Annotated in this window: 24 protein-coding genes; 14 read left to right on the top strand and 10 right to left on the bottom strand. The window is 70.6% G+C overall.

Annotated features, from left to right (window positions below):
* Positions 1 to 2 precede the first annotated feature (2 nt).
* Positions 3 to 1,856, bottom strand: a complete 1,854-nt coding sequence (ybaL, locus tag FV230_RS03185; RefSeq protein WP_147841222.1) for a YbaL family putative K(+) efflux transporter — start codon at positions 1,854 to 1,856, stop codon at positions 3 to 5.
* Positions 1,857 to 2,051: 195 nt separating this feature from the next.
* Between ybaL and dapB the strand changes: the two genes are divergently transcribed.
* The 10 genes from dapB (at position 2,052) to FV230_RS03135 (ending at position 11,617) form a co-directional block, all read left to right on the top strand.
* Positions 2,052 to 2,849, top strand: a complete 798-nt coding sequence (gene dapB / locus FV230_RS03180; protein WP_147841221.1) for a 4-hydroxy-tetrahydrodipicolinate reductase — start codon at positions 2,052 to 2,054, stop codon at positions 2,847 to 2,849.
* A 121-nt stretch (positions 2,850 to 2,970) separates the two neighbouring features.
* On the top strand, positions 2,971 to 3,606 hold the full coding sequence (locus FV230_RS03175) for a 2,3-bisphosphoglycerate-dependent phosphoglycerate mutase (protein ID WP_147725019.1): 636 nt from the start codon (positions 2,971 to 2,973) through the stop codon (positions 3,604 to 3,606).
* A 10-nt stretch (positions 3,607 to 3,616) separates the two neighbouring features.
* Positions 3,617 to 4,264, top strand: a complete 648-nt coding sequence (locus FV230_RS03170; RefSeq protein WP_147841220.1) for an alpha-ketoglutarate-dependent dioxygenase AlkB — start codon at positions 3,617 to 3,619, stop codon at positions 4,262 to 4,264.
* A gap of 183 nt (positions 4,265 to 4,447) precedes the next feature.
* On the top strand, positions 4,448 to 5,407 hold the full coding sequence (locus tag FV230_RS03165; RefSeq protein WP_147841219.1) for a hypothetical protein: 960 nt from the start codon (positions 4,448 to 4,450) through the stop codon (positions 5,405 to 5,407).
* Between the two features lie 110 nt (positions 5,408 to 5,517).
* A complete protein-coding gene (locus FV230_RS03160) occupies positions 5,518 to 6,660 on the top strand; it encodes a YihY/virulence factor BrkB family protein (RefSeq protein ID WP_147841218.1) in 1,143 nt (380 codons plus the stop codon).
* A 41-nt stretch (positions 6,661 to 6,701) separates the two neighbouring features.
* Positions 6,702 to 6,998 carry a nucleotidyltransferase domain-containing protein gene (locus FV230_RS03155; protein WP_147841217.1) on the top strand — a complete coding sequence of 99 codons (297 nt, stop codon included), beginning with the start codon at positions 6,702 to 6,704 and terminating at the stop codon, positions 6,996 to 6,998.
* Positions 6,979 to 7,344 carry a HepT-like ribonuclease domain-containing protein gene (locus FV230_RS03150; RefSeq protein ID WP_147841216.1) on the top strand — a complete coding sequence of 122 codons (366 nt, stop codon included), beginning with the start codon at positions 6,979 to 6,981 and terminating at the stop codon, positions 7,342 to 7,344. Before FV230_RS03155 ends, FV230_RS03150 begins: the two co-directional genes overlap by 20 nt.
* Before the next feature lie 37 nt (positions 7,345 to 7,381).
* On the top strand, positions 7,382 to 10,447 hold the full coding sequence (gene polA, locus FV230_RS03145) for a DNA polymerase I (RefSeq protein WP_147841215.1): 3,066 nt from the start codon (positions 7,382 to 7,384) through the stop codon (positions 10,445 to 10,447).
* A gap of 220 nt (positions 10,448 to 10,667) precedes the next feature.
* On the top strand, positions 10,668 to 11,414 hold the full coding sequence (locus FV230_RS03140; RefSeq protein WP_147841214.1) for a rhodanese-like domain-containing protein: 747 nt from the start codon (positions 10,668 to 10,670) through the stop codon (positions 11,412 to 11,414).
* Positions 11,411 to 11,617 (top strand): SlyX family protein, encoded by a 207-nt coding sequence (locus FV230_RS03135; protein ID WP_147841213.1) that lies wholly within the window; start codon positions 11,411 to 11,413, stop codon positions 11,615 to 11,617. The genes FV230_RS03140 and FV230_RS03135 overlap by 4 nt, the downstream gene beginning before the upstream one ends.
* Positions 11,618 to 11,685: 68 nt before the next feature.
* Here the strand turns inward: FV230_RS03135 and FV230_RS03130 are convergent, their stop codons facing one another.
* Together FV230_RS03130 and FV230_RS03125 are read right to left on the bottom strand one after the other, a co-directional pair.
* Positions 11,686 to 13,119, bottom strand: coding sequence for an NAD-dependent succinate-semialdehyde dehydrogenase (locus FV230_RS03130; RefSeq protein ID WP_147841212.1), 1,434 nt, complete (start codon positions 13,117 to 13,119; stop codon positions 11,686 to 11,688).
* A 117-nt stretch (positions 13,120 to 13,236) separates the two neighbouring features.
* On the bottom strand, positions 13,237 to 14,028 hold the full coding sequence (locus FV230_RS03125; protein WP_147841211.1) for a class II glutamine amidotransferase: 792 nt from the start codon (positions 14,026 to 14,028) through the stop codon (positions 13,237 to 13,239).
* A gap of 339 nt (positions 14,029 to 14,367) precedes the next feature.
* Here FV230_RS03125 and FV230_RS03120 point away from each other — a divergent pair, with 339 nt between their 5' ends.
* Positions 14,368 to 14,760, top strand: a complete 393-nt coding sequence (locus FV230_RS03120) for a response regulator (RefSeq protein ID WP_147725038.1) — start codon at positions 14,368 to 14,370, stop codon at positions 14,758 to 14,760.
* Positions 14,761 to 14,898: 138 nt separating this feature from the next.
* Here FV230_RS03120 and rpsU read toward each other — a convergent pair whose 3' ends face one another.
* A complete protein-coding gene (gene rpsU / locus FV230_RS03115; protein ID WP_147725040.1) occupies positions 14,899 to 15,219 on the bottom strand; it encodes a 30S ribosomal protein S21 in 321 nt (106 codons plus the stop codon).
* 404 nt (positions 15,220 to 15,623) lie between these two features.
* On the opposite strand from rpsU, the gene FV230_RS03110 reads away from it, so the two are divergent.
* Positions 15,624 to 16,667 (top strand): low specificity L-threonine aldolase, encoded by a 1,044-nt coding sequence (locus tag FV230_RS03110; RefSeq protein ID WP_147841210.1) that lies wholly within the window; start codon positions 15,624 to 15,626, stop codon positions 16,665 to 16,667.
* A 222-nt stretch (positions 16,668 to 16,889) separates the two neighbouring features.
* Positions 16,890 to 18,362: a SulP family inorganic anion transporter gene (locus FV230_RS03105; protein ID WP_147841209.1), complete on the top strand. Its 1,473-nt coding sequence runs from the start codon at positions 16,890 to 16,892 to the stop codon at positions 18,360 to 18,362.
* A 15-nt stretch (positions 18,363 to 18,377) separates the two neighbouring features.
* Here the strand turns inward: FV230_RS03105 and lysA are convergent, their stop codons facing one another.
* The 5 genes from lysA to FV230_RS03080 form a co-directional block, all read right to left on the bottom strand.
* Complete coding sequence (gene lysA, locus FV230_RS03100) at positions 18,378 to 19,646, bottom strand: diaminopimelate decarboxylase (protein ID WP_147841208.1); 1,269 nt, start codon at positions 19,644 to 19,646, stop codon at positions 18,378 to 18,380.
* A gap of 133 nt (positions 19,647 to 19,779) precedes the next feature.
* Positions 19,780 to 20,139, bottom strand: a complete 360-nt coding sequence (locus FV230_RS03095) for a lipoprotein (RefSeq protein WP_147841207.1) — start codon at positions 20,137 to 20,139, stop codon at positions 19,780 to 19,782.
* A 128-nt stretch (positions 20,140 to 20,267) separates the two neighbouring features.
* Positions 20,268 to 20,534: a 3',5'-cyclic-nucleotide phosphodiesterase gene (locus FV230_RS03090; protein ID WP_147729929.1), complete on the bottom strand. Its 267-nt coding sequence runs from the start codon at positions 20,532 to 20,534 to the stop codon at positions 20,268 to 20,270.
* A 130-nt stretch (positions 20,535 to 20,664) separates the two neighbouring features.
* Complete coding sequence (locus FV230_RS03085) at positions 20,665 to 21,366, bottom strand: hypothetical protein (RefSeq protein WP_246694708.1); 702 nt, start codon at positions 21,364 to 21,366, stop codon at positions 20,665 to 20,667.
* 199 nt (positions 21,367 to 21,565) lie between these two features.
* The gene (locus FV230_RS03080) at positions 21,566 to 22,222 is read right to left on the bottom strand and encodes a DUF1134 domain-containing protein (protein WP_147841206.1); all 657 of its coding nucleotides are present in this window, start codon (positions 22,220 to 22,222) and stop codon (positions 21,566 to 21,568) included.
* Positions 22,223 to 22,394: 172 nt separating this feature from the next.
* Here FV230_RS03080 and FV230_RS03075 point away from each other — a divergent pair, with 172 nt between their 5' ends.
* Positions 22,395 to 22,847, top strand: a complete 453-nt coding sequence (locus tag FV230_RS03075; protein ID WP_147841236.1) for a YHS domain-containing (seleno)protein — start codon at positions 22,395 to 22,397, stop codon at positions 22,845 to 22,847.
* On the opposite strand, the gene FV230_RS03070 is transcribed toward FV230_RS03075, so the two are convergent.
* A partial coding sequence (locus tag FV230_RS03070) for an inositol monophosphatase family protein (RefSeq protein WP_281408245.1) occupies positions 22,825 to 23,260 on the bottom strand: 436 nt, incomplete at its 5' end. The genes FV230_RS03075 and FV230_RS03070 overlap by 23 nt on opposite strands.

The raw sequence follows: 23,260 nt of genomic DNA, 5'->3' as shown, positions 1-23,260 counted from the left end.
GCTCACCCCGCCGCCGGCTCCTCCTTGTGCGGCCGGAGTTCCGGCGATGGATCGATCTCGGCCTCCGTCGGCGCCTCGGCGCGGCTGTCGGCGCGGCTCGCATCGACGAAGAGGCGGGCCTCGCCCTCGGTCAGGCCGAGGCTGCGCAGGGCATAGAAGGTCATGCCGAAGGCGAGCTCGCGCTCGGCCATCAGCACCAGCCCGACCTTCTCCTCCTCCATCCGGCGGCGCTCGGCGTCGCTGTGGGTGCGGATCAGGGTGTCGATCCCCGGGTTCGCCTCCCGGGCGATCTCGACCAGCCGGCGCGCATAGTGCGAATCCGGTGTCGCGATCACCAGGAGGCGGGCCTGCGCGATGTCGGCGGCGGCGAGGATGCCCGGCGCCAGCGCATCGCCGAACACCACCTCCAGGCCCGAGGCGCGCAGGTCGAGCACCCGCCGGCGGTCGCGATCGACCACGACGAAGGGCAGGTCCCAGGCGTCGAGCGCCTTGCCGATCCCGCTGCCGACCCGGCCGTAGCCGACGATGATCGCGTGGCCGCGATGGGGCTTGGCGGGCTCGGCGACGGCGATCGCATCGGCGCCGCGCCGCTCGAACCGGCGCGCGAGGTCGGGCCTGTCGGCGAGGTAGCGCTCCACCCGCGCGGCGAGCACGAAGAACAACGGGTTCAGCGTGATCGACAGCAGCGCCCCGCCGAGGATGAGGTCGCGCCCCTCCTCCGGCAGCAGCTTCAGCGACAGGCCGAGCCCGACGAGGATGAAGGAGAACTCGCCGATCTGCGCCAGGCTCGCGGCGATGGTGAGCGCGGTGCCGACCGGATGCTTGAACGCCAGCACGATCGCCACCGCGGCGATCGACTTGCCGAGCAGGATCACGCCGAGCACCGCCAGCACCGAGAGCGGCTCGCGCACGAGGATGCCGGGGTCGAACAGCATGCCGACCGAGACGAAGAACAGCACCGCGAACGCGTCCTGCAGCGGCAGGGAATCGGCCGCGGCCTGATGGCTCAGGTCGGACTCGGCGAGCACCATGCCGGCGAAGAAGGCGCCGAGGGCGAAGGACACGCCGAACAGCTCCGCCGAGCCGAAGGCGATGCCGAGCGCGAGCGCGAGCACGGCGAGGGTGAACAGCTCGCGCGATCCCGTGCGGGCCGCCTGGTCGAGCAGCCACGGCACCATGCGGCGGCCTGCGACCAGCATCAGGGTGGTGAAGACGCCGACCTTGGCGAGCGTCAGCCCGAGGGTGAGCCAGATGCTGTCGCCGAGATAGCCGGAGAGCGCCTGCGCGAGGGTGTTGCCCGTGGCATGGTCGCCGGTACCGGCGCTCCCGCCGAGCGAGGGCGCCAGCGCCGGCAGCAGCACCAAGGCGAGGACCATCGCGAGATCCTCGACGATGAGCCAGCCGACCGCGATGCGGCCCTTGTCGCTGTCGAGCAGGTTGCGCTCCTCCAGCGCCCGCAGCAGCACCACCGTGCTCGCCACCGACAGGGCGAGGCCGAACACCAAGCCGGCGCCGAGGCCCCACCCCCAGGCGAGCGCCAGGCCGCCGCCCATCGCGGTCGCCACCGCGATCTGCACCACGGCGCCGGGCAGCGCAATCGTGCGCACCGCCATGAGGTCCTTGATCGAGAAGTGCAGGCCGACGCCGAACATCAGCAGGATGACGCCGATCTCGGCGAGCTGGCCGGCGAGCTTCTGGTCGCCGACGAAGCCCGGCGTGAACGGCCCGATGGCGATGCCGGCTACGAGGTAGCCGACCAGCGGCGGCAGCCGCAGGCGTTGCGCCAGCATGCCGAACACGAAGGCGATCACGAGGCCCAGGGCGATGATGGCGATCAGCTCGGTCGCATGCGGCACGGGGCGATGGTCTCCTGGCGTCGGCGTCGGGATGGGCGTTCCTGAACGCCGTAGCGGAATCGCGCATCGAATTCCGTACGCGATGGCACCCGGGGGTGTTCCGGCGCACAGGCACGTTCGGGTCGGCAGGATCGGGTTGGCAGGCCGGCACCGAGCCTATACCCGTGATCCTCGGATCGAAGGACGGCGAAGACGATGCGGCTGGTGGTGGTGGGCGCCGACGGGCGCATGGGGCGGATGCTGATCCGCGCGGTGGCGGAAGCCGAGGGCTGCACGCTCTCGGCCGCGATCGAGCGCGAAGGCTCGGACGCGATCGGCCACGATGCCGGGACGCTCGCCGGCCTCCACCCGCTCGGCGTGCCCGTCACCGACGACCCGCTGACGGCGTTCGCGGCCAGCGACGGCGTGCTCGATTTCACCGTCCCGGCGGCGACGGTGCAGTTCGCCGAGCTCGCGGCGCAGGCCCGCATCGTCCACGTGGTCGGCACCACCGGCCTGTCGGAGGACGACCTCGCCAAGCTCCGGGCCGCCGCCTACCACGCCCGCATCGTGCGCTCCGGCAACATGTCGCTCGGGGTCAACCTGCTCGCCGCCCTGGTGCAGCGGGTCGCCGCCGCCCTGGGGCCGGAATTCGACATCGAGATCGCCGAGATGCACCACCGCATGAAGGTGGACGCGCCCTCCGGCACCGCCCTGCTGCTCGGGGAGGCCGCCGCGGCAGGCCGCGGCGTCGACCTCGCCGACGTCCGCGTCTCGACCCGGGACGGCCATACCGGCGCGCGCCGGGCCGGCGACATCGGCTTCGCGACGCTGCGCGGCGGCAGCGTCGTTGGCGATCATTCGGTGATGTTCGCCGGCGCCGGCGAGCGCATCACCCTCTCGCACCACGCCGAAGATCGCAGCCTGTTCGCGGCCGGAGCGGTGAAGGCGGCGCTCTGGGCGCATCCGAAGCCGCCGGGCCTCTACAGCATGACAGATGTGCTCGGCCTGTAAGGCTACGCTCGACCACGGACGGGCGCGGGTGGTCGGCCCGCGCTTGGGGCCTCGGCCCGGCTCTGGTAGGAGCCGCAGCGACCTGCCCGATCGGGCGCCTCCCTAGAAAGACCGGACCCCGATGGACCGCTTGCTCGTCCTCGCTCGCCACGGCCAGAGCGAGTGGAACCTCAAGAACCTCTTCACCGGCTGGCGCAACCCGGACCTCACCGAGCGCGGCGTCGACGAGGCGCACAAGGCCGGGCGCTGGCTGAAGAGCGAGGGCTACGGCTTCGACGTGGCGTTCACCTCGAACCTCGGGCGGGCGCAGCGGACCTGCAAGCTGATGCTCGGCGAGATGGGCCTGTCCGAGATCGAGACGATCCGCTCGGAGGCGTTGAACGAGCGCGATTACGGCGACCTGTCCGGCCTCAACAAGGAAGACGCCAAGGCGCGCTGGGGGGCCGAGCAGGTGCACCAGTGGCGCCGCTCCTACGATATCCCGCCGCCCGGCGGCGAGAGCCTGAAGGACACCGCGGCCCGGGTGCTGCCCTACTATATCGAGACGATCCTGCCCCGCGTGATGGCCGGCGACCGGGTGCTCGTGGCCGCCCACGGCAACTCGCTCCGCGCCCTGGTGATGGTGCTCGACCGGCTCAACACCACGACCATCGCCGGCCTGGAGATCGCCACCGGCGTGCCGCTCGTCTATCGCCTCAAGGCCGACACCACCGTCGCCTCGAAGACGGTGCTGGAACGCGACATCGACGACGCGTGACGCGCAGCGCGTGGCGGTCGAACTCGCGCCGGGCCTGATCCACCATCCCGGCTGGCTTGATGCGGCCGCCCGGCGGCGCCTCTCCGACGAGATCGCGACCGTGCTGGCGGCCGCGCCGCCGTTCACGCCGCGGATGCCGCGCACGGGAAAACCGTTCTCGGTGCGGATGTCGAATGCCGGCCCGCTCGGCTGGGTCTCGGACGTCGCCGGATACCGCTATCAGCCGGATCATCCCGAGACCGGCGACCCCTGGCCGGCGATGCCCGCGACCGCACGCGCCGCCTGGGACGCGCTCGCCGATCATCCCCGCCCGCCCGAGGCCTGCCTGATCAACCTCTACGCACCGGGCGCCCGCATGGGCCTGCACCAGGACCGCGACGAGGAAGACCTGACGGCCCCGGTCGTGTCCCTGTCGCTGGGCGCGGCGGCGGTGTTCCGCTACGGCGGCCCGAAGCGCTCCGACCCGACCCGCTCGATCCGCCTGACGGCCGGCGACGCCCTCGTGATCGGCGGCCCCTCCCGCCTCATCCACCACGGCGTCGACCGCATCGTCGCGGGCGGCGACCTGCTGTCGGTGGCGGAAGACCCGGACCCGCCCTTCCTGCCCCCGGGCGGCCGCTGCAACCTGACCCTGCGGCGGGTGACGAGGGCGCCTTGAACGCGAAGGGCCCTGGTTGATGCGGACTCATGGAGACAGGCGCCTGGTTCGAAGTTCGCTCCAAGGCCCGCAGGTCCGGCATCCGGGCAGACGCGTGAACGCGTCCGCTTGACAGGACCCGGCCGCGGGCCGACGCATCGCATCCGGTCCGGCGCCATTCCGGATTGTGGAGATCCTGGTTCGATGCGCCTGCGCCCCCGTCTGTCCGCCCTCGCGCTGCTTGCCCTGGTGCTCGGCTTCGATGCGGGGCCGGCGTCGGCCGCCGAGCCGGTCTATCCCGCGGGCTCGCGCTTCGGGTTCGAGCCGCCCTCCGACATGTCGCCCTCGCGCCGCTTCTCCGGCTTCGAGCGCAAGGAGGGCGGGGCGACGCTCTCGGTGGTCGAGCTGCCGGCGACTGCCTTCGCCGACCTCGTGCAGACCTTCACCGACGCCAACCTGAAGAACCAGGGCTTCGCCGTCGAGACCCGCGAGCCGGTGAAGATCGGCGAGGCCGACGGCATGCTGTTCACCGGCTCGCAGCCGGGCGAACCGGGCAGCGCCACGCCGACGGTCCGCAAGTGGCTGCTGCTCGTCGGCGATCCGACCGTCACCGGCCTGATCATCGGGCAGGCGCTGCCCGATGCCGAGACCGAGAAGACCATGCGCAGCCTCGTCACCGGCGTGACGATCCGGCCGGCGCTGACGCTGGCGCAGCAGGTCGACGCGCTGCCCTTCCGCATCGCCGATCCGGCGGGGTTCCGCCCGCTGCGCGTGCTCGCCGGCAACTCGGTGCTGCTGACGCAGGGGCCGAAGGACCAGATGAGCAACCTTGAGCAGCCGATCCTGGTTCTGGCTCAGGCGGTGCAGCAGCCGCCGACGGCCGAGCAGCGCGACGGCTTCGCCAAGGCCGCGCTGTACTCCAACCAGACCATGAAGGATTTCGTGATCGAGCGCTCGCAGAGCTACCGCTCGAACGGAACCGATTGGCACGAGATCGTGGCGCGCGCCACCGACATGCCGACGAACACGCCGGTCGTCGTCTCCCAGACGATCCGCTTCGCGCCGGACGGCTATCTCCGCGCCCTCGGGGTGGTGCGCGAGGACCAGCGCGAGGGCACGCTCGCCAAATTTCGCGAGGTCGTGGATAGTGTTCAGGTGAAATAGCACGGGGCAGCCTGAGAATTCGCCCGTCGTCCGAGGAAACCACTCCTTGCGACCACCGGTTGTCGTCGCGACGCGCCGTCTCGTAGACGGCCATCGCGACGGGACCATTGATGACCGACCGAAACCATAGCGCAGACGGACTGGACGAGCGCCATTCCGCCGTGTGGACGCTGGCGCTCGCCGCCACCCTCGTCGGCATCGCCGCGCTGCCGTATCGGCGCGGTGGAGACCGGCCCGCGCCGGCCCCGGACGGTCCCCGTGCGCCCTCGCCCTCGCATTCCGGCGGCGACGCCCGGGCGGTGGCGCAAACCGAGTCGGACCGCGGCCGGCAGGCGAGCACCCCCTCCGAGATACCCAAAAGCGGCTGGAAGGATGTCGGGCTGCGCGTGTTCCGCGACCTGAAGGAGAATCGCCTGGTCTCGGTCGCGGCCGGCGTCACCTTCTACGTTCTGCTCGCGATCTTCCCGGCCGTGGCGGCGCTGGTGTCCTGCTACGGCCTCTTCGCCGACGTCGCCACGATCAACGACCACCTCGCCAGCCTCCAGGGGGTGATGCCCTCCGGCGCGATCGACATCGTCGGCGAGCAGGTCAAGCGCATCGCGGCCAAGGGCGACACGACCCTCGGCGTCACGTTCTTCACCGGCATCCTGCTCTCGGTCTGGAGCGCCAATGGCGGCATGAAGGCGGTCTTCGACGCGCTCAACATCGTCTACGAGGAGCGCGAGACGCGAAACTTCGTCTGGCTGAACCTGCGGTCCCTCGCCTTCACCGCGGGCGCGCTGCTGTTCATCATCCTGGCGCTCGGGGCGATCGTGGTGTTGCCGGTGGTGTTCAACACGGTCGGCCTGTCGGCGGACGCGTGGTACCTGGCGCTGCTGCGCTGGCCCGCCCTGTTCGTCGCCGTCCTCGGCGGCCTCGCCCTGCTCTATCGCTACGGCCCCTGCCGCGACGCGCCGCGCTGGCGCTGGGTGACGTGGGGCAGCGCGATCGCCGCCTTCGCCTGGCTCGCCGGCTCCCTCGGCTTCTCGTGGTACGTGGCGAACTTCGGCAAGTACAACGACACCTACGGCTCGCTCGGCGCCGTGATCGGGTTCATGACCTGGATCTGGATCTCGACGGTGATCGTGCTGCTCGGCGCGGAGGTGAATGCCGAGATGGAGCACCAGACCGTCCGCGACACCACGGTCGGGGCGCCGCAGCCGCTCGGCACGCGGCGGGCGAAGATGGCGGATACGGTGGGGGCTGCGACCTGAGGCGCGTTCCGCGAAGGTCGGATCCGCGGTAGGGTCGGTCCATGGATCGCGACGCCGCCATCGACATCCTGCGTGCGCATGAGCCGGAGCTGCAACGCCTCGGCGTGCGGCATGCCGCGGTGTTCGGCTCGGTCGCGCGGGGCGAGAACCATGCAGGCAGCGACCTCGACGTGATGATCGAGATCGACGCGCGGGCGGTACGAGATGCCTTCAACTACGTCGGGATTTGCCGAGCCATCGGGAGCCTGTTCCCGGTCCCCGTCGACGTCGCCAATCGCGAGACGTTGAAGCCGCACATTCTCTCGCGCGCCGAGCGGGATGCCGTCCGTGCTTTCTGAGCGTGAATCGGACGCCTGCGTTGATATCGTCGCCAACGTTCAGGCTGCCCGCGACTTCATCGACGGCATGCCCTACGAGGCCTTCGCCGCCGATCTGCGGACGAATTACGCGGTGATCCGCTGCATCGAGATCGTGTCCGAGGCGAGCCGACGCCTCGGAGCGGCATTCAAAGCCCGGCATCCGCACATCCCCTGGCAGGACGTCGCAGATACGGGCAACTTCTATCGCCACGCCTATCATCGTGTCGCGCTGGACATCGCATGGAGGACCGTCCACGAGCCGCTGATGGAGATCGCTGTGGTCTGCCGCGCCGAGCTCGAGGCGCATCAGGATCCGGCTGCGTGATCCTCTGTTCTCCCGTTCGCCGAGATGTCCGCGCACCATGACCGACGAGACGCTTCCTTCCCCCGTCGGCCCCGGCGATCAGGTGATCCTGGTGGACGGCTCGTCGTTCATCTTCCGGGCCTACTTCCAGGCGATAAACCAGCCGGAAAAGTTCAACTTCCGTCCCTCGGACGGGCTGCCGACCGGTGCGGTGCGGCTGTTCTGCACCAAGATCGCGCAGTTCGTTCAGGAGGGCGCGGCCGGCATCTGCCCGACCCATCTCGGCATCGTCTTCGACAAGTCGGAGGGCTCGTTCCGCAAGGAGCTCTACTCCGACTACAAGGGCCACCGCCCCGACGCGCCGGACGACCTGAAGCGGCAGATGCCGCTGATGCGCGACGCGGTGCGCGCCTTCGGCCTGCATGCGATCGAGATGGAGCGCTACGAGGCCGACGACCTGATCGCCACCTATGCCCGGCAGGCCGAGGCGCGGGGTGCCGGCGTCATCATCGTCTCGTCCGACAAGGACCTGATGCAGCTCGTCGGGCCGCTGGTTCGGTTCTACGATTTCGAATCCGGCTCCAAGGGCAAGCCGGGCCACCGCCCCGAGCGCAACCTCGACGAGGCGTCGATCGTCGCCAAGTGGGAAGGCCTGCAGCCGAACCAGATCGGCGACGCGCTGGCGCTGATCGGCGACACCTCCGACAACGTGCCCGGCGTGCCCGGCATCGGCCTGAAGACCGCGGCGGCCTTGATCAAGGAATACGGCAGCCTCGAGCAGCTCCTGGAGCGGGCGGGCGAGATCAAGCAGCCCAAGCGCCGCGAGATGCTGCTCGCCGGCATCGAGCAGGCGCGGCTCTCGCGCCGGCTCGTGGCCCTGGTCGAGGACGTCGACGTGCCGGTGGCGCTCGACGACCTGCGCCTGCCCAAGCCCGACCCGGAAAAGCTCGTCGGCTTCCTCAAGGCGATGGAGTTCAACACGCTGACCCGGCGCATCGCCGCGATGCTGCATGTCGACCCGGAAGCGGTGAAGCCCGATCCGCGCCTGCTCCCGGGCCATGTCCCGGGCGACGACGCCCCCTTCTCCGACGCCGCAGCCGCGGTCGGGAATGGCGCCGAGATCGACCCCTTCGCCGATCTCGGCCTGCCGGACGCCGCGCCCAAAGCCCGGGGCCCGTCCGATCCGACGCCGTCGAACCTCGTCGCGGCGCGCGCGGCGGAGGCGAGCAAGCCGTTCGACACCAGCGCCTACGAGACGATCCTCTCGCTCGAGCATCTCGATGCCTGGATCGCCGAAGCGCACGAGGTCGGCGTGATCGCAGTCGACACCGAGACCGACTCGCTCGATGCGCACCACGCCAACCTTGTCGGCGTGTCGCTCTGCGTCGCGCCGGGGCGCGCCGCCTACATCCCCCTCGCCCATGTCCGCGCGGTCGAGGCCGCGCCGAACGCCGACGACCTGTTCGGCGGCGGGGCGACGGCGTCCGATCTCGTGGAGCCGCTGCCTTCGCAGATCGACCGCGACGCCGCGCTCAGTCGGCTGAGGCCGCTGCTTGAGAGCCCGAGCGTCCTCAAGGTGGCGCAGAACCTGAAATACGATTGGCTCGTGTTCCAGCGCTACGGCATCACCGTGGCGCCGTGTGACGACACCATGCTGATCTCCTACGTGCTCGATGCCGGCAAGGGCGGGCACGGCATGGACGAACTCGCCAAGCGCCATCTCGGCCACCAGCCGATCACCTTCTCGGACGTGGCCGGCACCGGCAAGGCCAAGGTCACCTTCGACCGGGTGCCGCTCGACAGGGCCACCGCCTACGCGGCCGAGGATGCCGACGTGACGCTGCGGCTGTGGCGGATGATGAAGCCCCGCCTCGTCGCCGAGCGGCGGCTCGCCGTCTACGAGACCCTGGAACGGCCCCTGATCGCGGTGATCGCCCGGATGGAGCAGCACGGCATCCGCGTCGACCGCAACATGCTCTCGCGGCTGTCCGGCGACTTCTCGCAGATCCTGGCGCGTCTCGAGGAGGAGATCCAGGAGGATGCCGGCGAGCGCTTCCAGGTTTCCTCGCCGAAGCAGATCGGCGACATCCTGTTCGGCAAGATGGGCCTGCCCGGCGCCAAGAAGACGCCCTCCGGCCAATGGGCGACGCCAGCGACCCTGCTCGAGGAGCTGGCCCAGGCCGGGCACGACCTTCCGAAGAAGATTCTCAACTGGCGCCAGCTGGCCAAGCTGAAGTCGACCTACACCGACTCGCTGCAAGAGCACGCCGACCGCGACACCAACCGGGTCCACACCTCGTTCTCGCTCGCCGCCACCACCACCGGACGGCTGTCCTCCTCGGACCCGAACCTGCAGAACATCCCGATCCGCACCGAGGAGGGCCGCCGCATCCGCCGCGCCTTCGTCGCCGACCCCGGCAACCGCCTGATCTCGGCCGACTACAGCCAGATCGAGCTGCGCCTGCTCGCCCACATGGCCGACATCCCGCAGCTGCGGCAGGCCTTCGCCGACGGCATCGACATCCATGCGGCGACCGCGAGCGCCATGTTCGGCGTGCCGCTCTCCGAGATGACGCCGGACCTGCGGCGGCGGGCCAAAACCATCAACTTCGGCATCATCTACGGCATCTCGGCCTTCGGGCTCGCCGACCGCCTCGGCATCGGCCGCGAGGAGGCGAGCCTGTTCATCAAGCAGTATTTCGAGCGCTTCCCGGGCATCCGCGACTACATCGACACCACCAAGCGCGCCTGCCGCGACAAGGGCTACGTCACGACCCTGTTCGGCCGCGTCTGCCACTACCCGCAGATCCGCTCCAACAACCCGTCCGAGCGCGCCAGCGTCGAGCGCCAGGCGATCAACGCCCCGATCCAGGGCACCGCCGCCGACATCATCCGCCGGGCGATGACCCGGATGGAGGCGGCGCTCACCGCCGAGCGCCTGAACGTCCGCATGCTGCTGCAGGTGCACGACGAGCTGGTGTTCGAGACGAACGAGGCCGAGGTGGATCGCGCGATCCCGGTGATCAAGCGCATCATGGAAGAGGCCCCGGCTCCGGCGCTCACGCTCCACGTGCCGCTGGTGGTCGAGGCGCGGGCAGCGGAGAACTGGGAGGAGGCGCATTGAGCGGGGGCTCACCCGGTCGTCAAGTGATCGAGCTTCAGACCTCCGTCAAACCACCGCATCCTGAGGCGTCGAAGCCCAGCGGAGGCCTCCAGGTCGCACCGAGGGTTCTGGAGGCCTCCTTCGAGGCCCGCTGACGCGGGCACCTCAGGATGAGTCGAGGACGGGAATGGCGAACCGCGTGTGAATTCCCCGGATAGCCAGGCCCTGCTAAACCCGCGCCATGCCCCAAACCGTCGCCACCCTCTACCAGTTCGTCCCCCTCCCCGATGCCGCAACGCTCGCGCCGGTGATCGAGGGCTTGTGCCAAGACCTCGGCCTGACCGGCACGCTCCTGCTGGCGCACGAAGGCATCAACGGCACGGTGGCGGGCTCGGCCGAGGCGATCGCGGCGTTCCTCGCCGCCCTGAACGGGCCCGACCTGTTCGGCGGCCGCCTCGATCGGCTCGAATGCAAGCTGTCGACGGCCGAGGCACCGCCGTTCGCGCGGATGAAGGTGAAGCGCAAGCCGGAGATCGTGACCTTCGACGGCGGCGCCACCGACCCGGCCGACGGGGTCGGGACCTACGTCGCGCCCGAGGACTGGAACGCGCTGCTCGACCGGCCGGGGGTGGTGGCGGTCGACATCCGCAACCGGTTCGAGGTGGCGCTCGGCACGTTCGCGGGCGCGGTCGATCCGGGGCTGTCGCGCTTCGGCGAGTTTCGCGCGTTCGCGGAGACGCTCGATCCCGGTGCGGAAGTGGCGCTGTTCTGCACCGGCGGCATCCGCTGCGAGAAGGCCGGCGCCTACCTCAAGGCGCGCGGGTTCGCGCACGTCCATCTGCTCCAGGGTGGCATCCTGAAATACCTCGAGACCGTGCCGGAGGCCGAGAGCCGCTGGACCGGCGACTGCTTCGTCTTCGACGGCCGCATCGCGCTGGGGCCGGCGCTGGCCGAGCGGCCCGACCATCCGCCGGAGGCCCTGCGATGAGCGAGTCCGCCCGCATCGACCATCTCGAGATGCGCCTCACCGAGCAGGACGCGACCATCGACGACCTCAACCGCACCGTCACCGAGCAGTGGCGGCTGATCGACCGGCTGCGGCGGCAGGTGGAATCGCTGATCGAGCGCGTCGAGGAGGCGGGCGCTCGCACGGCTGTCGGCGGCGCCGAGCCCCCACCGCCGCATTATTGAGGGCATCAGCGCGCCCTTCCCTCCCCCGCAGGGGGGGAGAGAAGACGCGGTGAACCTGAATTCGAGGCCTAGAAATTCGCCTGCGTGACGAACTTGGTGGCGAGGTAGCCGTCCAGCGCTTCGGAGCCGCCCTCGCTGCCGTAGCCGGATTCCTTCACCCCTCCGAAGGGCGTCTCCGGCAGGGCGATGCCGTGGTGGTTGATCGAGACCATGCCGCTCTCGACCATGCTCGACACCCGCGTCGCCCGCTCCGACGAGCGGGTGTAGGCGTAGGCCGCCAAGCCGTAGGGCAGGCGGTTGGCCTCCGCGTAGGCTTCCGCGTCGTCGGAGAAGCGCTGGATCGCCGCGACGGGGCCGAACGGCTCCTCGTTCATGATCCGGGACGTCAGCGGCAGGTCGGTCAGCACCGTCGGCTCGAAGAAGTTGCCGCGGTTGCCGATGCGCTTGCCGCCGGTGCGCAGCGTGGCGCCCTGCGCGTTGGCATCGGCGACCAGCGCTTCCATCGCCTCCAGGCGCCGCCCGTGGATCAGCGGGCCCATCTTCGTCTCGGGATCGAGGCCGTCGCCGACCTTCAGGTTGGAGGCGAGGTCGGTGAAGCCGTCGACGAAGCGGTCGAACACCGAATCGTGGACGAGGAAGCGGGTCGGCGCGACGCAGACCTGGCCGGCGTTGCGGAACTTGTTGGCGCCGAGCACCGCCACCGCCTTCTCGACGTCGGCATCGCCGAAGACGATCGCCGGCGCGTGGCCGCCGAGCTCCATCGTCGCCCGCTTCATGTGCTGGCCGGCCAGGGCCGCGAGCTGCTTGCCGACTACGGTCGAGCCGGTGAACGAGATCTTCCGGATCACCGGATGCGGGATCAGGTATGAAGAGATCGTCGCCGGATCGCCGTAGACCAGCGCGAGGCAATCGCCCGGCACGCCGGCATCGAGGTAGGCGCGCACCAGCTCGGCGCAGCTCGCCGGCGTGTCCTCGGGGCCCTTGAGGATCACCGGATTGCCGGTGCAAAGCGCGGCGGCGATCTTGCGGACGGCCTGGTTGATCGGGAAGTTCCACGGGGTGAAGCAGGCCACCGGCCCGACCGGCTCGCGCACCACGAACTGCAGCACCCCGTCACCGCGGGGCGGGATCACCCGGCCGTAGGCGCGCTTGCCTTCCTCGGCGAACCAGTCGGTGACGTCGGCCGCGGCCATCGTCTCAATGCGCGCCTCGGCGAGGGGCTTGCCCTGCTCCAGCGTTATGATCCGGGCGATGGCGTCGGCGCGCTCCCGCAGCAGGTCGGCGGCCCGGCGCAGCACCTTGCCGCGATCGAAGGCCGAGACCTTGCGCCACTGCGCGAAGCCGCGCGCGGCGGCCTCGAGCGCCCGGTCGAGGTCGTCCCGGGTCGCGACGGCACATCGCCCGATCGTCTCGCCGGTGGCGGGGTTGAGCACCGGCAGCGTCTCGCCGCCCGAGCCGGCGACCCAGGCGCCGGCGATGTGAAGCGTCACGTCCGGATACATGTCGGCCCTGCGATCCCTGCCCGACCGGCCGCGATGGGCCGGCGACCGAGGCAATGTCGCGCTCGACGCCGCCGGGGGCAAGGCGCCGGCGGGAACGAACCGGCCGGGATGTCCGGCTCAGGCGGCGATGCTGCGCTTGACCGGCTCCGGGCCCTTCACCGTGACGGGGCCGCCGCGGCGCGCGCGCAGCGTGCCGCCCTTCGGCACGACCTGCCAGCCGTCCTTGGCGCCGTCGATCGGCTCGGAGACCACGACCAGGCCGGCCTCGGTCTGGCGATAGTACAGGCTCGGGGGTCGCGCGTCGCAGGCCCACCGATAGGCGATGAGCTCGTCGCCGTCGGTCAGCAGCGCGGTGAAGCGCAGCGGCTCGGTGATGCCGGCCGCCTTCATCAGGTCGCGCACGGTGGCCAAGGTCTCGGCCATGGCGCCGATCGGGTCCTCGGCAAGGCCGTTGGAGAGGGCGAGCAGGAAAAGGGCCTCGGAGTCGGTGCTGCCGCGACGCCCGTCGTACAGGGCGTCCGGGATCAGCGACTCGAGGCGGCGCTTGATCCGCAGGTATCCGCCGATCTGACCGTTGTGCATGAACAGGTGCCGGCCGTTCACGAAGGGGTGGCAGTTGGTCCGCGCGGTCGCCGTCCCGGTGGAGGCGCGCACGTGCGCGAAGAAGGTCCGGGCGCGGACCTGCCCGCACAGGTTGACGAGGTTCTCGTCCGACCAGGCGGGCGAGATGTCGCGATAGACGCCCGGCTCCGGTCGTTCGCCGTACCAGCCGAGGCCGAAGCCGTCGCCGTTGGTCTCGGTCTTCCCCTGCTCGGCGTGCAACGATTGATGCACGAGCGAGTGCGTCGGCGCGCAGACGAGGTCCGACAGGAAAACCGGCTCACCGCTATAGGCCAGGAAGCGGCACATGGTTGGGGCCAACCTCTTGCTGATCGCGCTGGCGCGAACCTCACCCAGTCTGCCCTCGGGCAAGCCCGGTGCCGCGCCGTCGCCGAACCGTAACATTTCGTTGTCGATGATGAACAGTTCGCTAACGCACTGCAGCATGCACGGAGTTTGTGCGCTCCTGAACGGATCCTCGCCAAACCGGTCGCAACGCAGGCATGCGCTTGAGACGAATTCGGACTCTTGTTACCCGGCTTCGGACGGCGCAGCATGGCTCATCCGGGAATCAGCGCCCCACGCATGAGGTCGCGTCGCCGGTCAGGCATCGAACCCGCATCCGCAACATCTCGTGAAGGAGGTCCCATGGACCGCGCCCCCTCCCCTTGTCCGGTCGCCCTCGTCGTCGAGGACGATGCCGCGGTCCGCAACCTCGCCGCCGCCGTGCTCGAGGAGACCGACCTCGGGGTGATCGCCTGCGACAGCGCGGAGGCCGCGATCTCGATCCTGGAGCGCGACGACGTCACCGTCGCGCTGCTCTTCGCCGACATCCGCCTGCCGGGCGCCATGGATGGGCTCGCGCTCGCCCGCACCGTCGAGCGCCGCTGGCCGGACGTGCGGGTGGTGGTGACCTCGGGCTACGATGCCGGCGGCGATGCGAGGATGCCGGCGCAGGCGGTGTTCATGCAGAAGCCGTGGCGCGCCCTCGACGTGCTGGTCCAGGCCGAGCATGCGACGGAAGCCGCCCGCGCCGCCTGAGCGCGTTCCGGTCAGATACGAGGACGGCGCACGCGGCGTCGTCCGAAATCCTTTCACGAACGAAAAAAGCCCGGACCGCAAGGGCGGCCGGGCCTTTTTCGAGGATTGCGATCGACGGGCCTCGCGGCCCGGATCGTCTTACTCGGCGGCGGAAGCCGCCGGAGCGCCACCGGCCGGAGCGGACGGGGTCATCGACGGGAAGCCGGGACGACGGGGGGCGCCGGCGCCGAAACGGGGCTTCGGCTTCGGAGCAGCGATCAGGCCCTCGCGGATCGCGGTCTTGCGGGCCTGCTTGCGGGCGCGACGCACCGCCTCGGCCTTCTCGCGCGCCTTGCGCACGGACGGCTTCTCGTAGGCCTTGCGCTGCTTCATCTCGCGGAAGATGCCTTCGCGCTGCATCTTCTTCTTGAGGACGCGGAGCGCCTGATCGACGTTGTTATCGCGAACGAGTACCTGCAACGGAGTGGATCCTCTAGAACCGGTTTAAACGTGGCATTCGGTCGGCGCGGTCAGCGTGACGCCCGCGAGCGTTGCGGGAAACCGACAGCGCCCCGGACCCGGGGATCGCCCGGGCGGGACGCGGTTCGGACCGTCTCGATTCGGCACCAAATCTGCACCTTGGGCAGGCTCTTACACCAAGCGCCCGCGAGTTCCAACCGGATTGGCGACGCGACGTCGATCCGCGTGCGGTGTGACCGCGCGGACGCAGGGCGGAAAGCCGTCGTCCGCCCGCACAGGGCATGCCGGGCGCAGCAATCCGGCCCGGCTCCTGCAATGCCGTCCTAAGTCGGGTATGACATCCCAGGCCGGACTCGTCCCGGCAGGGCTGGCGAAGGGACGCTCATGACGGGTGAGAAACAGCGATGACCGACGACGCGCAGCAATTCGCCAGCGACAACTATTCCGGCATCTGCCCGGAAGCCTGGGCGGCGATGGCGGCCGCCAATGCCGGGCATGCGCCGGCCTACGGCGAGGATGCCTGGACGGTACGCGCGGCGAACGCCTTCCGCACCCTGTTCGAGAGCCGCTGCGAGGTGTTCTTCGCCTTCAACGGCACGGCCGCCAACGCGCTGGCGCTGGCCGCGCTGTGCCGCTCCTACCACAGCGTGATCTGTGCCGACGCCGCCCACGTGGAGACCGACGAGTGCGGCGCGCCGGAGTTCTTCTCGAACGGCTCGAAGCTGCTCACGGTCCGCACCGAGAGCGGCAAGCTGACCCCGGACGCGATCCGGGCGCTCGCCACCAACCGCAAGGACATCCACTTCCCGAAGGTCCGCGTGGTGACGGTGACGCAGCCGACCGAGACGGGGCAGGTCTACACCCTCGCCGAGTTGCGGGCGATCTCGGCGACCTGCCGCGACCTCGGCCTGTCGCTGCACATGGACGGGGCCCGCTTCGCCAACGCCTGCGCCCATCTCGGATGCAGCGCGGCGGACATGACGTGGCGGTCGGGCGTCGACGTGCTCTGCTTCGGCGGCACCAAGAACGGCATGCATGCCGGCGAGGCGGTGGTGTTCTTCGACGCCGCACTGGCTGAGGATTTCGGCTATCGCTGCAAGCAGGCGGGGCAGCTCGCCTCGAAGATGCGCTTCCTCTCGGCCCCCTGGGTCGGGATGCTGGAGAGCGGGGCGTGGCTGAGAAACGCCGCGCACGGCAACGCCTGCGCACAGGGCTTCGCGGCGGCGGTCGCGGACATGCCCGGCATCGCGCCGATGTTCCCGGTCCAGGCCAACGCCGTGTTCCTGGCGATGCCGGCGGACACGATGGAACGCCTGCGCGGCAGGGGCTGGCGCTTCTACACCTTCATCGGTGGTGGAGCCCGGTTCATGTTCGCCTGGGACGCGAAGCGTGAGCGCGTCGCCGAGCTGGTCGCGGATCTGCACGCCGTCGCTGCGGCACCGGCATGAGCGGGCGGCGGGTTGCGTGGCCGGGTGCCGCTGTCTAACAGGGTCTCATGGTTCCGGCAGACGTTCGCCCGTCATCGATGACGCCGCCGTAGCGCGCGCGACGCCCCGCGGTCCCCGTTTCCACGGGGCATCGTGCTTGGGCCGCCGAACCGTCTCCCGTCGAAATCCCGTCTCTCATGAGCCCGCACGCCGCCCTCCGCGGGCGCGGGCCGGATCCTTTGCATGACCTTTCAAACCTTGCGGGCCGAATGGGCCCCGCACGTGCCGCGCGAGCTCCTCGCCGGCACCGTCGTCGCGCTCGCGCTCATTCCGGAGGCGATCGCCTTCTCGCTCATCGCCGGCGTCGATCCGCAGGTCGGGCTCTACGCCTCGTTCTGCATCGCGGTGACCACCGCGATCGTCGGCGGACGGCCGGCGATGATCTCGGCCGCCACCGGCGCCACGGCCCTGGTGATGGCGGGGCTGGTGCGCGAGCACGGCCTGCAATACCTGCTGGCCGCCTCGATCCTCGCCGGCCTGATCCAGATCGGCGCCGGCCTGCTGCGGCTCGGCGACCTAATGCGCTTCGTCTCGCGCTCGGTGATCACCGGGTTCGTCAATGCCCTCGCGATCCTGATCTTCCTCGCGCAGATGCCCGAGCTGATCGGGCGCGGTCCGACCGTCTACGCGATGGTCGCGATCGGGCTGGCGATCATCTACGGCCTTCCGCGCCTCACCAGGGCGGTGCCCTCCCCGCTCGTCTGCATCGTCCTCCTGACGATCGCCGCGATCGCGCTGGCGCTGCCGATCCGCACGGTCGGCGACATGGGCGCGCTGCCGAGCAGCCTGCCCTCGTTCCTGCCTCCGCAGGTCCCTCTGAGCTTCGAGACCTTGCGGATCATCCTGCCCTACGCCGCCACGGTCGCCATGGTCGGCCTGCTCGAATCGCTGATGACGGCGGCGATCGTCGACGAGATGACCGATACCGGCAGCGACAAGAGCCGGGAATGCCTCGGCCAGGGCACCGCCAACATCGTCTCGGGCTTCTTCGGCGGCATGGCCGGCTGCGCCATGATCGGGCAGACGGTGATCAACGTCACCTCCGGCGCCCGCGGTCGCCTGTCGTGCCTGTGGGCGGGCTGCTTCCTGCTGTTCCTGATCGTCGCGCTCGGCGCCTACGTCCGGCAGATCCCGATGGCGGCGCTGGTGGCGGTGATGATCTTCGTCTCGATCCAGACCTTCTCCTGGCGCTCGATTCGCGATCTCGCCCGGCACCCGGGCTCGTCCAGCGTGGTGATGCTCGCCACCGTCGCGGTGGTGGTCGCAACCCACGACCTCGCCCGCGGCGTCCTCGTCGGCGTGCTGCTGTCGGGCGTGTTCTTCGCGCGCAAGGTCGCCCGCGTCTTCCGCGTCGAGAGCCGCCGGGAGGGCGTGGTCCGCACCTACGTCGTCACCGGGCAGCTGTTCTTCGCGACGGCCGAGGCATTCCACGGCGCGTTCGATTTCCGCGACGACGCCGAGCGGATCGTGCTCGACCTCGCGGCGGCGCATTTCTGGGACATCACGGCGATCAATGCCCTCGACCGGGTGGTGCTGAAGTTCCGCCATCACGGCCGGGCGGTCGAGATCGTCGGCCTCAACCGCGCGAGCGCGACCCTGGTCGAACGTCTCGGCACCCACGACAAGCCCGGTGCGATGGCAGCACCGGGACACTGACGCGACGGCCGGCGCTCAGGCGAGCCAGTCGGGCATCCGGTCGAGGCCGATCAGCGCGTCGTAGCTCTGGCGCGGGCGCACGATCGCCGCCTGCGAACCGCTGACCAGCACCTCGGGCACGAGGCGGCGGGTGTTGTAGGTGCCGGCCTGGACCGCTCCGTAGGCGCCCGCGGTCATCACCGCGATCAGGTCGCCGGCGACGACCCGCGGCATCTCGCGCTGCAGGGCGAGATAGTCGCCGGTCTCGCAGACCGGTCCGACCACGTCCGCCGTCACGCGCGGCGCGTCGGCGGCCGGAGCCTCCACCGGGCGGAGGGCGTGATAGGCCTCGTAGAGGGTCGGCCGGATCAGGTCGTTCATCGCGGCATCCACGATGACGAAGGTGCGGCCCTCGCTTTCCTTCACGTAGACCACGCGGGTGACCAGGATGCCGGCATTGCCCGCGATCATCCGGCCGATCTCGAAGACCGGCCGCAGGCCGAGCGGGGCGAAATGCGGGCGGATCGTCGCGGCGAGTGCCGCCGGGTCCGGCGGGGCTGCGTTGTCGTCGCGATAGGGGATGCCGAGGCCGCCGCCGAAATCGATGTGGCGGATCGGATGGCCCTCGGCGATCAACCGGCCGGCCAGCCCGGCGAGCAGCCGCGCCGCATTCTCGAACGGCGCGAGATCGGTGATCTGGCTGCCGATATGCATGTCGACGCCGTGGATCGCGAGGCCCGGAAGGGTCGCCGCCAGGGCGTAGACGGTGGGCGCGCGCGTGATCGGGATGCCGAACTTGTTCTCGTACTTGCCCGTCGAGATCTTGGCGTGGCCGCCCGCGTCGATGTCAGGATTGACCCGGATCGAGACCGGCGCCTCGATCCCGAGGCTGGTCGCCACCTCGGACAGCGCCAGCAGCTCGGGCTCGCTCTCGACGTTGAAGCAGTAGATCCCGGCCTTCAGCGCCGCCGCCATCTCGTCGCGGGTCTTGCCGACGCCGGAGAACACGATCTTCTGCGCGTCGACCCCGGCCCGAAGCGCGCGGAGCAGCTCGCCCTCGGAGACGATGTCCATGCCGGCACCCCGCCGGGCGAGCGTCGCCAGCACGGCCTGGTTGGAATTCGCCTTCATGGCGAAGCAGACCAGCGCGTCGTCGCCCGAGAACGCCTCGGCGAAGACGTGGAAGTGCCGCTCCAGGGTGGCGGTGCTGTAGCAGTAGAACGGCGTCCCGACCCGCTCGGCCAGGGCCGTCAGGTCGACGTCCTCGGCGTGCAGGCGTCCATCGCGATCCTGGAAATGGTGCATCGTTCGGCCGTGTCCGGGAAGCGTCGAGATCCGCCGTTCGGCTCGAGATCCCGTCCGCGGGGAAGCCTCCCCCGGGGCGGGAGAGCAGGGTGGAAGACGAGGGCGCCGTGCGATCCGGCGCGGGAGCGGCGCGCTACAGCAGCGGATCGAGGATGAAGGGATCCTTCGGGATGCGATAGCCGCGCTTGGCCCCGCGGCCGGTCTCGACCGGCGCCTCCGTGCCGGAGGCCGGGGCGAGCGCGGAGGGCGGCAGCTCGTCGCCGTCGCGGACCGCGGACGGATCGGGCTCCGGCGTGCCGCCGCCGAGGCCGGTGCTCTGCGGAAGGGTCCGGGGTCCGGCCGTCGCCGTGGGGGTGCCTTGGGCTGCACTCCGTTGCGGCGTCGTCGCCGAGGCGCCCGGCGGCTCGAGGGCTCCGCGGCGGCCGCACCCTGCCAGCGCGAGCGCGGCGAGGCCTGTGGCGAGGGTCAACGTCAGGACGCGGGTGGGCGGCATCGCGGAGGGTCCGGCGGGCACTTCTGGGGCGGTCCTCCCGAGGGAGGATCGCACCTTAGCCGTTGCCGGAACGCGAGGCGAGCGTTCGCGCGCCACAGCTTCGCCTCGAACCGGCTCGGTCGAGCGGTTCAGCCCTTCTTGTCGCCGTTGGTCGCCTCGTAGGCGTCGATCGCCCGGCGGCAATTCTCGGACAGCGACTTCCAGTTCTTCTCGAAGCAGGCATCGAGCTTCGGGTCCTCGGGGGCGAGGTTGCCGCAATAGTTCAGGTAATCGCCGGTGCAGTACTTCTTCAGGGTCTCGTTGCCGCGCTTGGTCTCGGGCGCCGCCGAGGCCGGCGCGGAGAACGACACGGCCAGGCCGAGCGCGAGGGCGAGGGACATGAGCTTCAAGGCCATGGGGCGTCGTTCCATCTGTCGGATCGAGAGGGGGGATGGCGGTGCGATGATGCCATCGCGTGGTGGAAACAAGGCATCGCGGCGCGGTTTCGCAACCGCAACCCTAGGATTTTGGTGGCTCGACGGCCGCTCAGTGCGAGGAGGCACGCATCGCGTAGGCCGCGACCGGCGGAAGGCGCTCGCGCTGCGTCAGGGTGTCGGCCACCTCGGTGATGCGCCGGCGAAGGTCCGCATTCTCGCGCTCGACCGACTCCCCGCGGTCGGACACGGCCTTGGCGAGCGCCGCCTCGGTGGCCGCGAGCTTTTCGCGCACGCTGCCCTCGCTCTCCGCCGCGCCGGCATCGGATGGGACGTCCTCGACCGTGCCGAGGGCGTTCCGCGCGGCGAGCAGGCTGTCCAGGAGGTCGGCATGCGCCTCTTCCAGGGCGAGCAGGGTCGCGAGGCTCGACGAGCCGTCGGCCTGCGCGGTCGAAAGCTCGTTCTCGAGACGACCGCGAAGCGCCAGCGCCTCGGCGATCTCGGCGTCGCGCGCGGCGACGTCGCGCGCGAGGGCGGCCGCCTCCATGGTGCGGTTGCCGAGGGCCGCCATGTCGGCCTGGCGCTTGCTGCGCGCGTCCTCGACGGCACGCTCCATCCGCCGCTGCCGCACCGCGAACTCGGCGCGCAGAAAGTCCTTCTCGGCGGCGATCTCTCCGACGGACAGCGGCAGCTGCGCCTCCGTCCGGCGCCGCGCCAGGCGGGCGGCGCGCGCGTTCACGGCGGGCAGCGCCAGCAGCGCGCACAGGATCGCCACCAGGAAGCCGAGGGCGAAGACCATCACGGTTTCGATCACGCGGGCGAACTCGATCCCTTGAGCGCCGCCGCAAGACCGGACCCTGCCCGCTCGTGCGACGATGCGACCACACGCAGAACGAGCCCGGACACCGGGGCTGAACCCGGATGCCGTGCCCGTGGGCCGAGCATGCCCGGCCGAAGCTGACCCGCAGTCTAACCGGTTTTGCGCGCGGGCGCGAAGTCGAGATTCGGTCGCGTCAGAACGGGTTCCAGGTCGGCGTGCCGGTGAACTTCAGATAGCCGACGTTGATGCCGAGGCGGGCGCCGACGCCGGTCCGGATCGGAACCACGACGATGCCGTCGTTGGTCACCGCCGTCATGCCGAAGCCGCCGACGAAGTAGGCCGAGCCGTCGACCCCGCCGAAGCGGCGGTAGATCCCATTCACCGCCGGCAGGTTGTAGACCAGCATCATGGTGCGGTCGCCGTCGCCGCCGATGTCGAAGCCGAGGGTCGGGCCCTGCCAGTAGATCCGGCGCTGGCCCGCATTGCGGGTGTAGAGCGTGCCCTCGCCGTACCGGACGCCGCCGACGATGGCGCCGGAGGCTTCCTGGCCGAGGATGTAGCCGTTGGGCTCGCCCCAGCGCTTGGTCGCCTCCTGCACCGTGAGCGCCAGCCCACGCGAGACGCTGCCGAAGAACTTGTGGCCGGAATCGACGATCTCGCGTGGCCGGAAGGTCTCCGGCGCGCCGGGATCCTCGACGCCGCGGGCGGAGGCCGGCACGCTCGCGGAAACGCCGAACGCGGCCGTCGACGCGACGAGGAGCCCGGCCGAGCTCAGGCCGGCCAGGGCGCGGCGGCGTGTCGGCGCGTCCTGCCGCAGGGTGGCCGTGCGGGGGGAATCGGGTGTGGTCATGGTTCCTCCTCGATCCGCTGAAGGCGGCGCCGTCATGGGACGCGATCGCGCGCCTGGACTTGGATGCGCACCTGGACGATGCCTTGCGTCCGCCCCCAAGGACATGCGGCAGACCTGCCGCCGGAGCGTACGGCGGTCGATCCGGGCGCGAGCTAGGGGACAGGTGGACACGATGTGGTTAACGCGGCGTGACTGCGCCATCCTCGTCCTGGCGGGCCTCGCGGAGCCGGCGATCGGACAGACGCCCGTCGCCGGCCCGCTCGCGCTCTTGGGCTTCGACCCGGTGAGCTACTTCCTGCCGAAGGGCCCGCGGGCGGGCTCGTCCGCGTTCGAGGCTTCCGGCGGCGGCAGGACCTGGCGGTTCGCCGGTGCCGCCAACCGCGCCGCCTACCTGCGCGACCCTACGGTCTACACGCCGCGGCTGGGCGGATACGACGTCGTCGGCATCCTCGACGGACGGCTGGTCGACGCCGATCCGCTGGTCTTCGCGGTGATCGAGGAGCGCCTTTACCTGTTCCGCAACGCCGAGCGACGGGATCGGGTGCTGGCGGACCCCACGCTGGCGGAGCGGGCGGAGGCGTCCTGGCCGAGCCTGCAGCCGCTCACGGACGGAGGACGGGAGTGAGCCGCGTCACCGCTGCGCCCTCCCGCGGCCGCAGGATCGGCCCGCGATCGGGAAGCGCGACCCGGGCGGCGAGCGCCGGATCGCCAAGAGCCGCGAACGGGCCGTTGCGATAGGCCATCGCGTGCCGGCCATAGATGATCGGCCGGCCGGTGGGGGTGACGACACGGCCGCCGGCGGCGGTCAGGATGTGGTCGCCGGCCGCGGTGTCCCATTCCATGGTCGGTCCGCAGCGGACGTAGAGGTCGGCCTCGCCCGAGGCGATCAGCGCGAACTTGAGGGCCGAGCCGGCCGCGCGGCGCGATGTCACGCCGAGCGCGTCGAGGCAGGCCTCGGTCTCGGAATCGCCGTGGCGCCGGCTGCCGAGCGCGGTCAGCCCGTCCCGCGGCTCGGGCCGGGTTCGGACGGCGCGAGAG

Source organism: Methylobacterium sp. WL6, assembly GCF_008040095.1.
In the GTDB taxonomy this organism is placed as follows: domain Bacteria; phylum Pseudomonadota; class Alphaproteobacteria; order Rhizobiales; family Beijerinckiaceae; genus Methylobacterium.
This window is presented reverse-complemented; position numbering and strand designations above follow the sequence as displayed.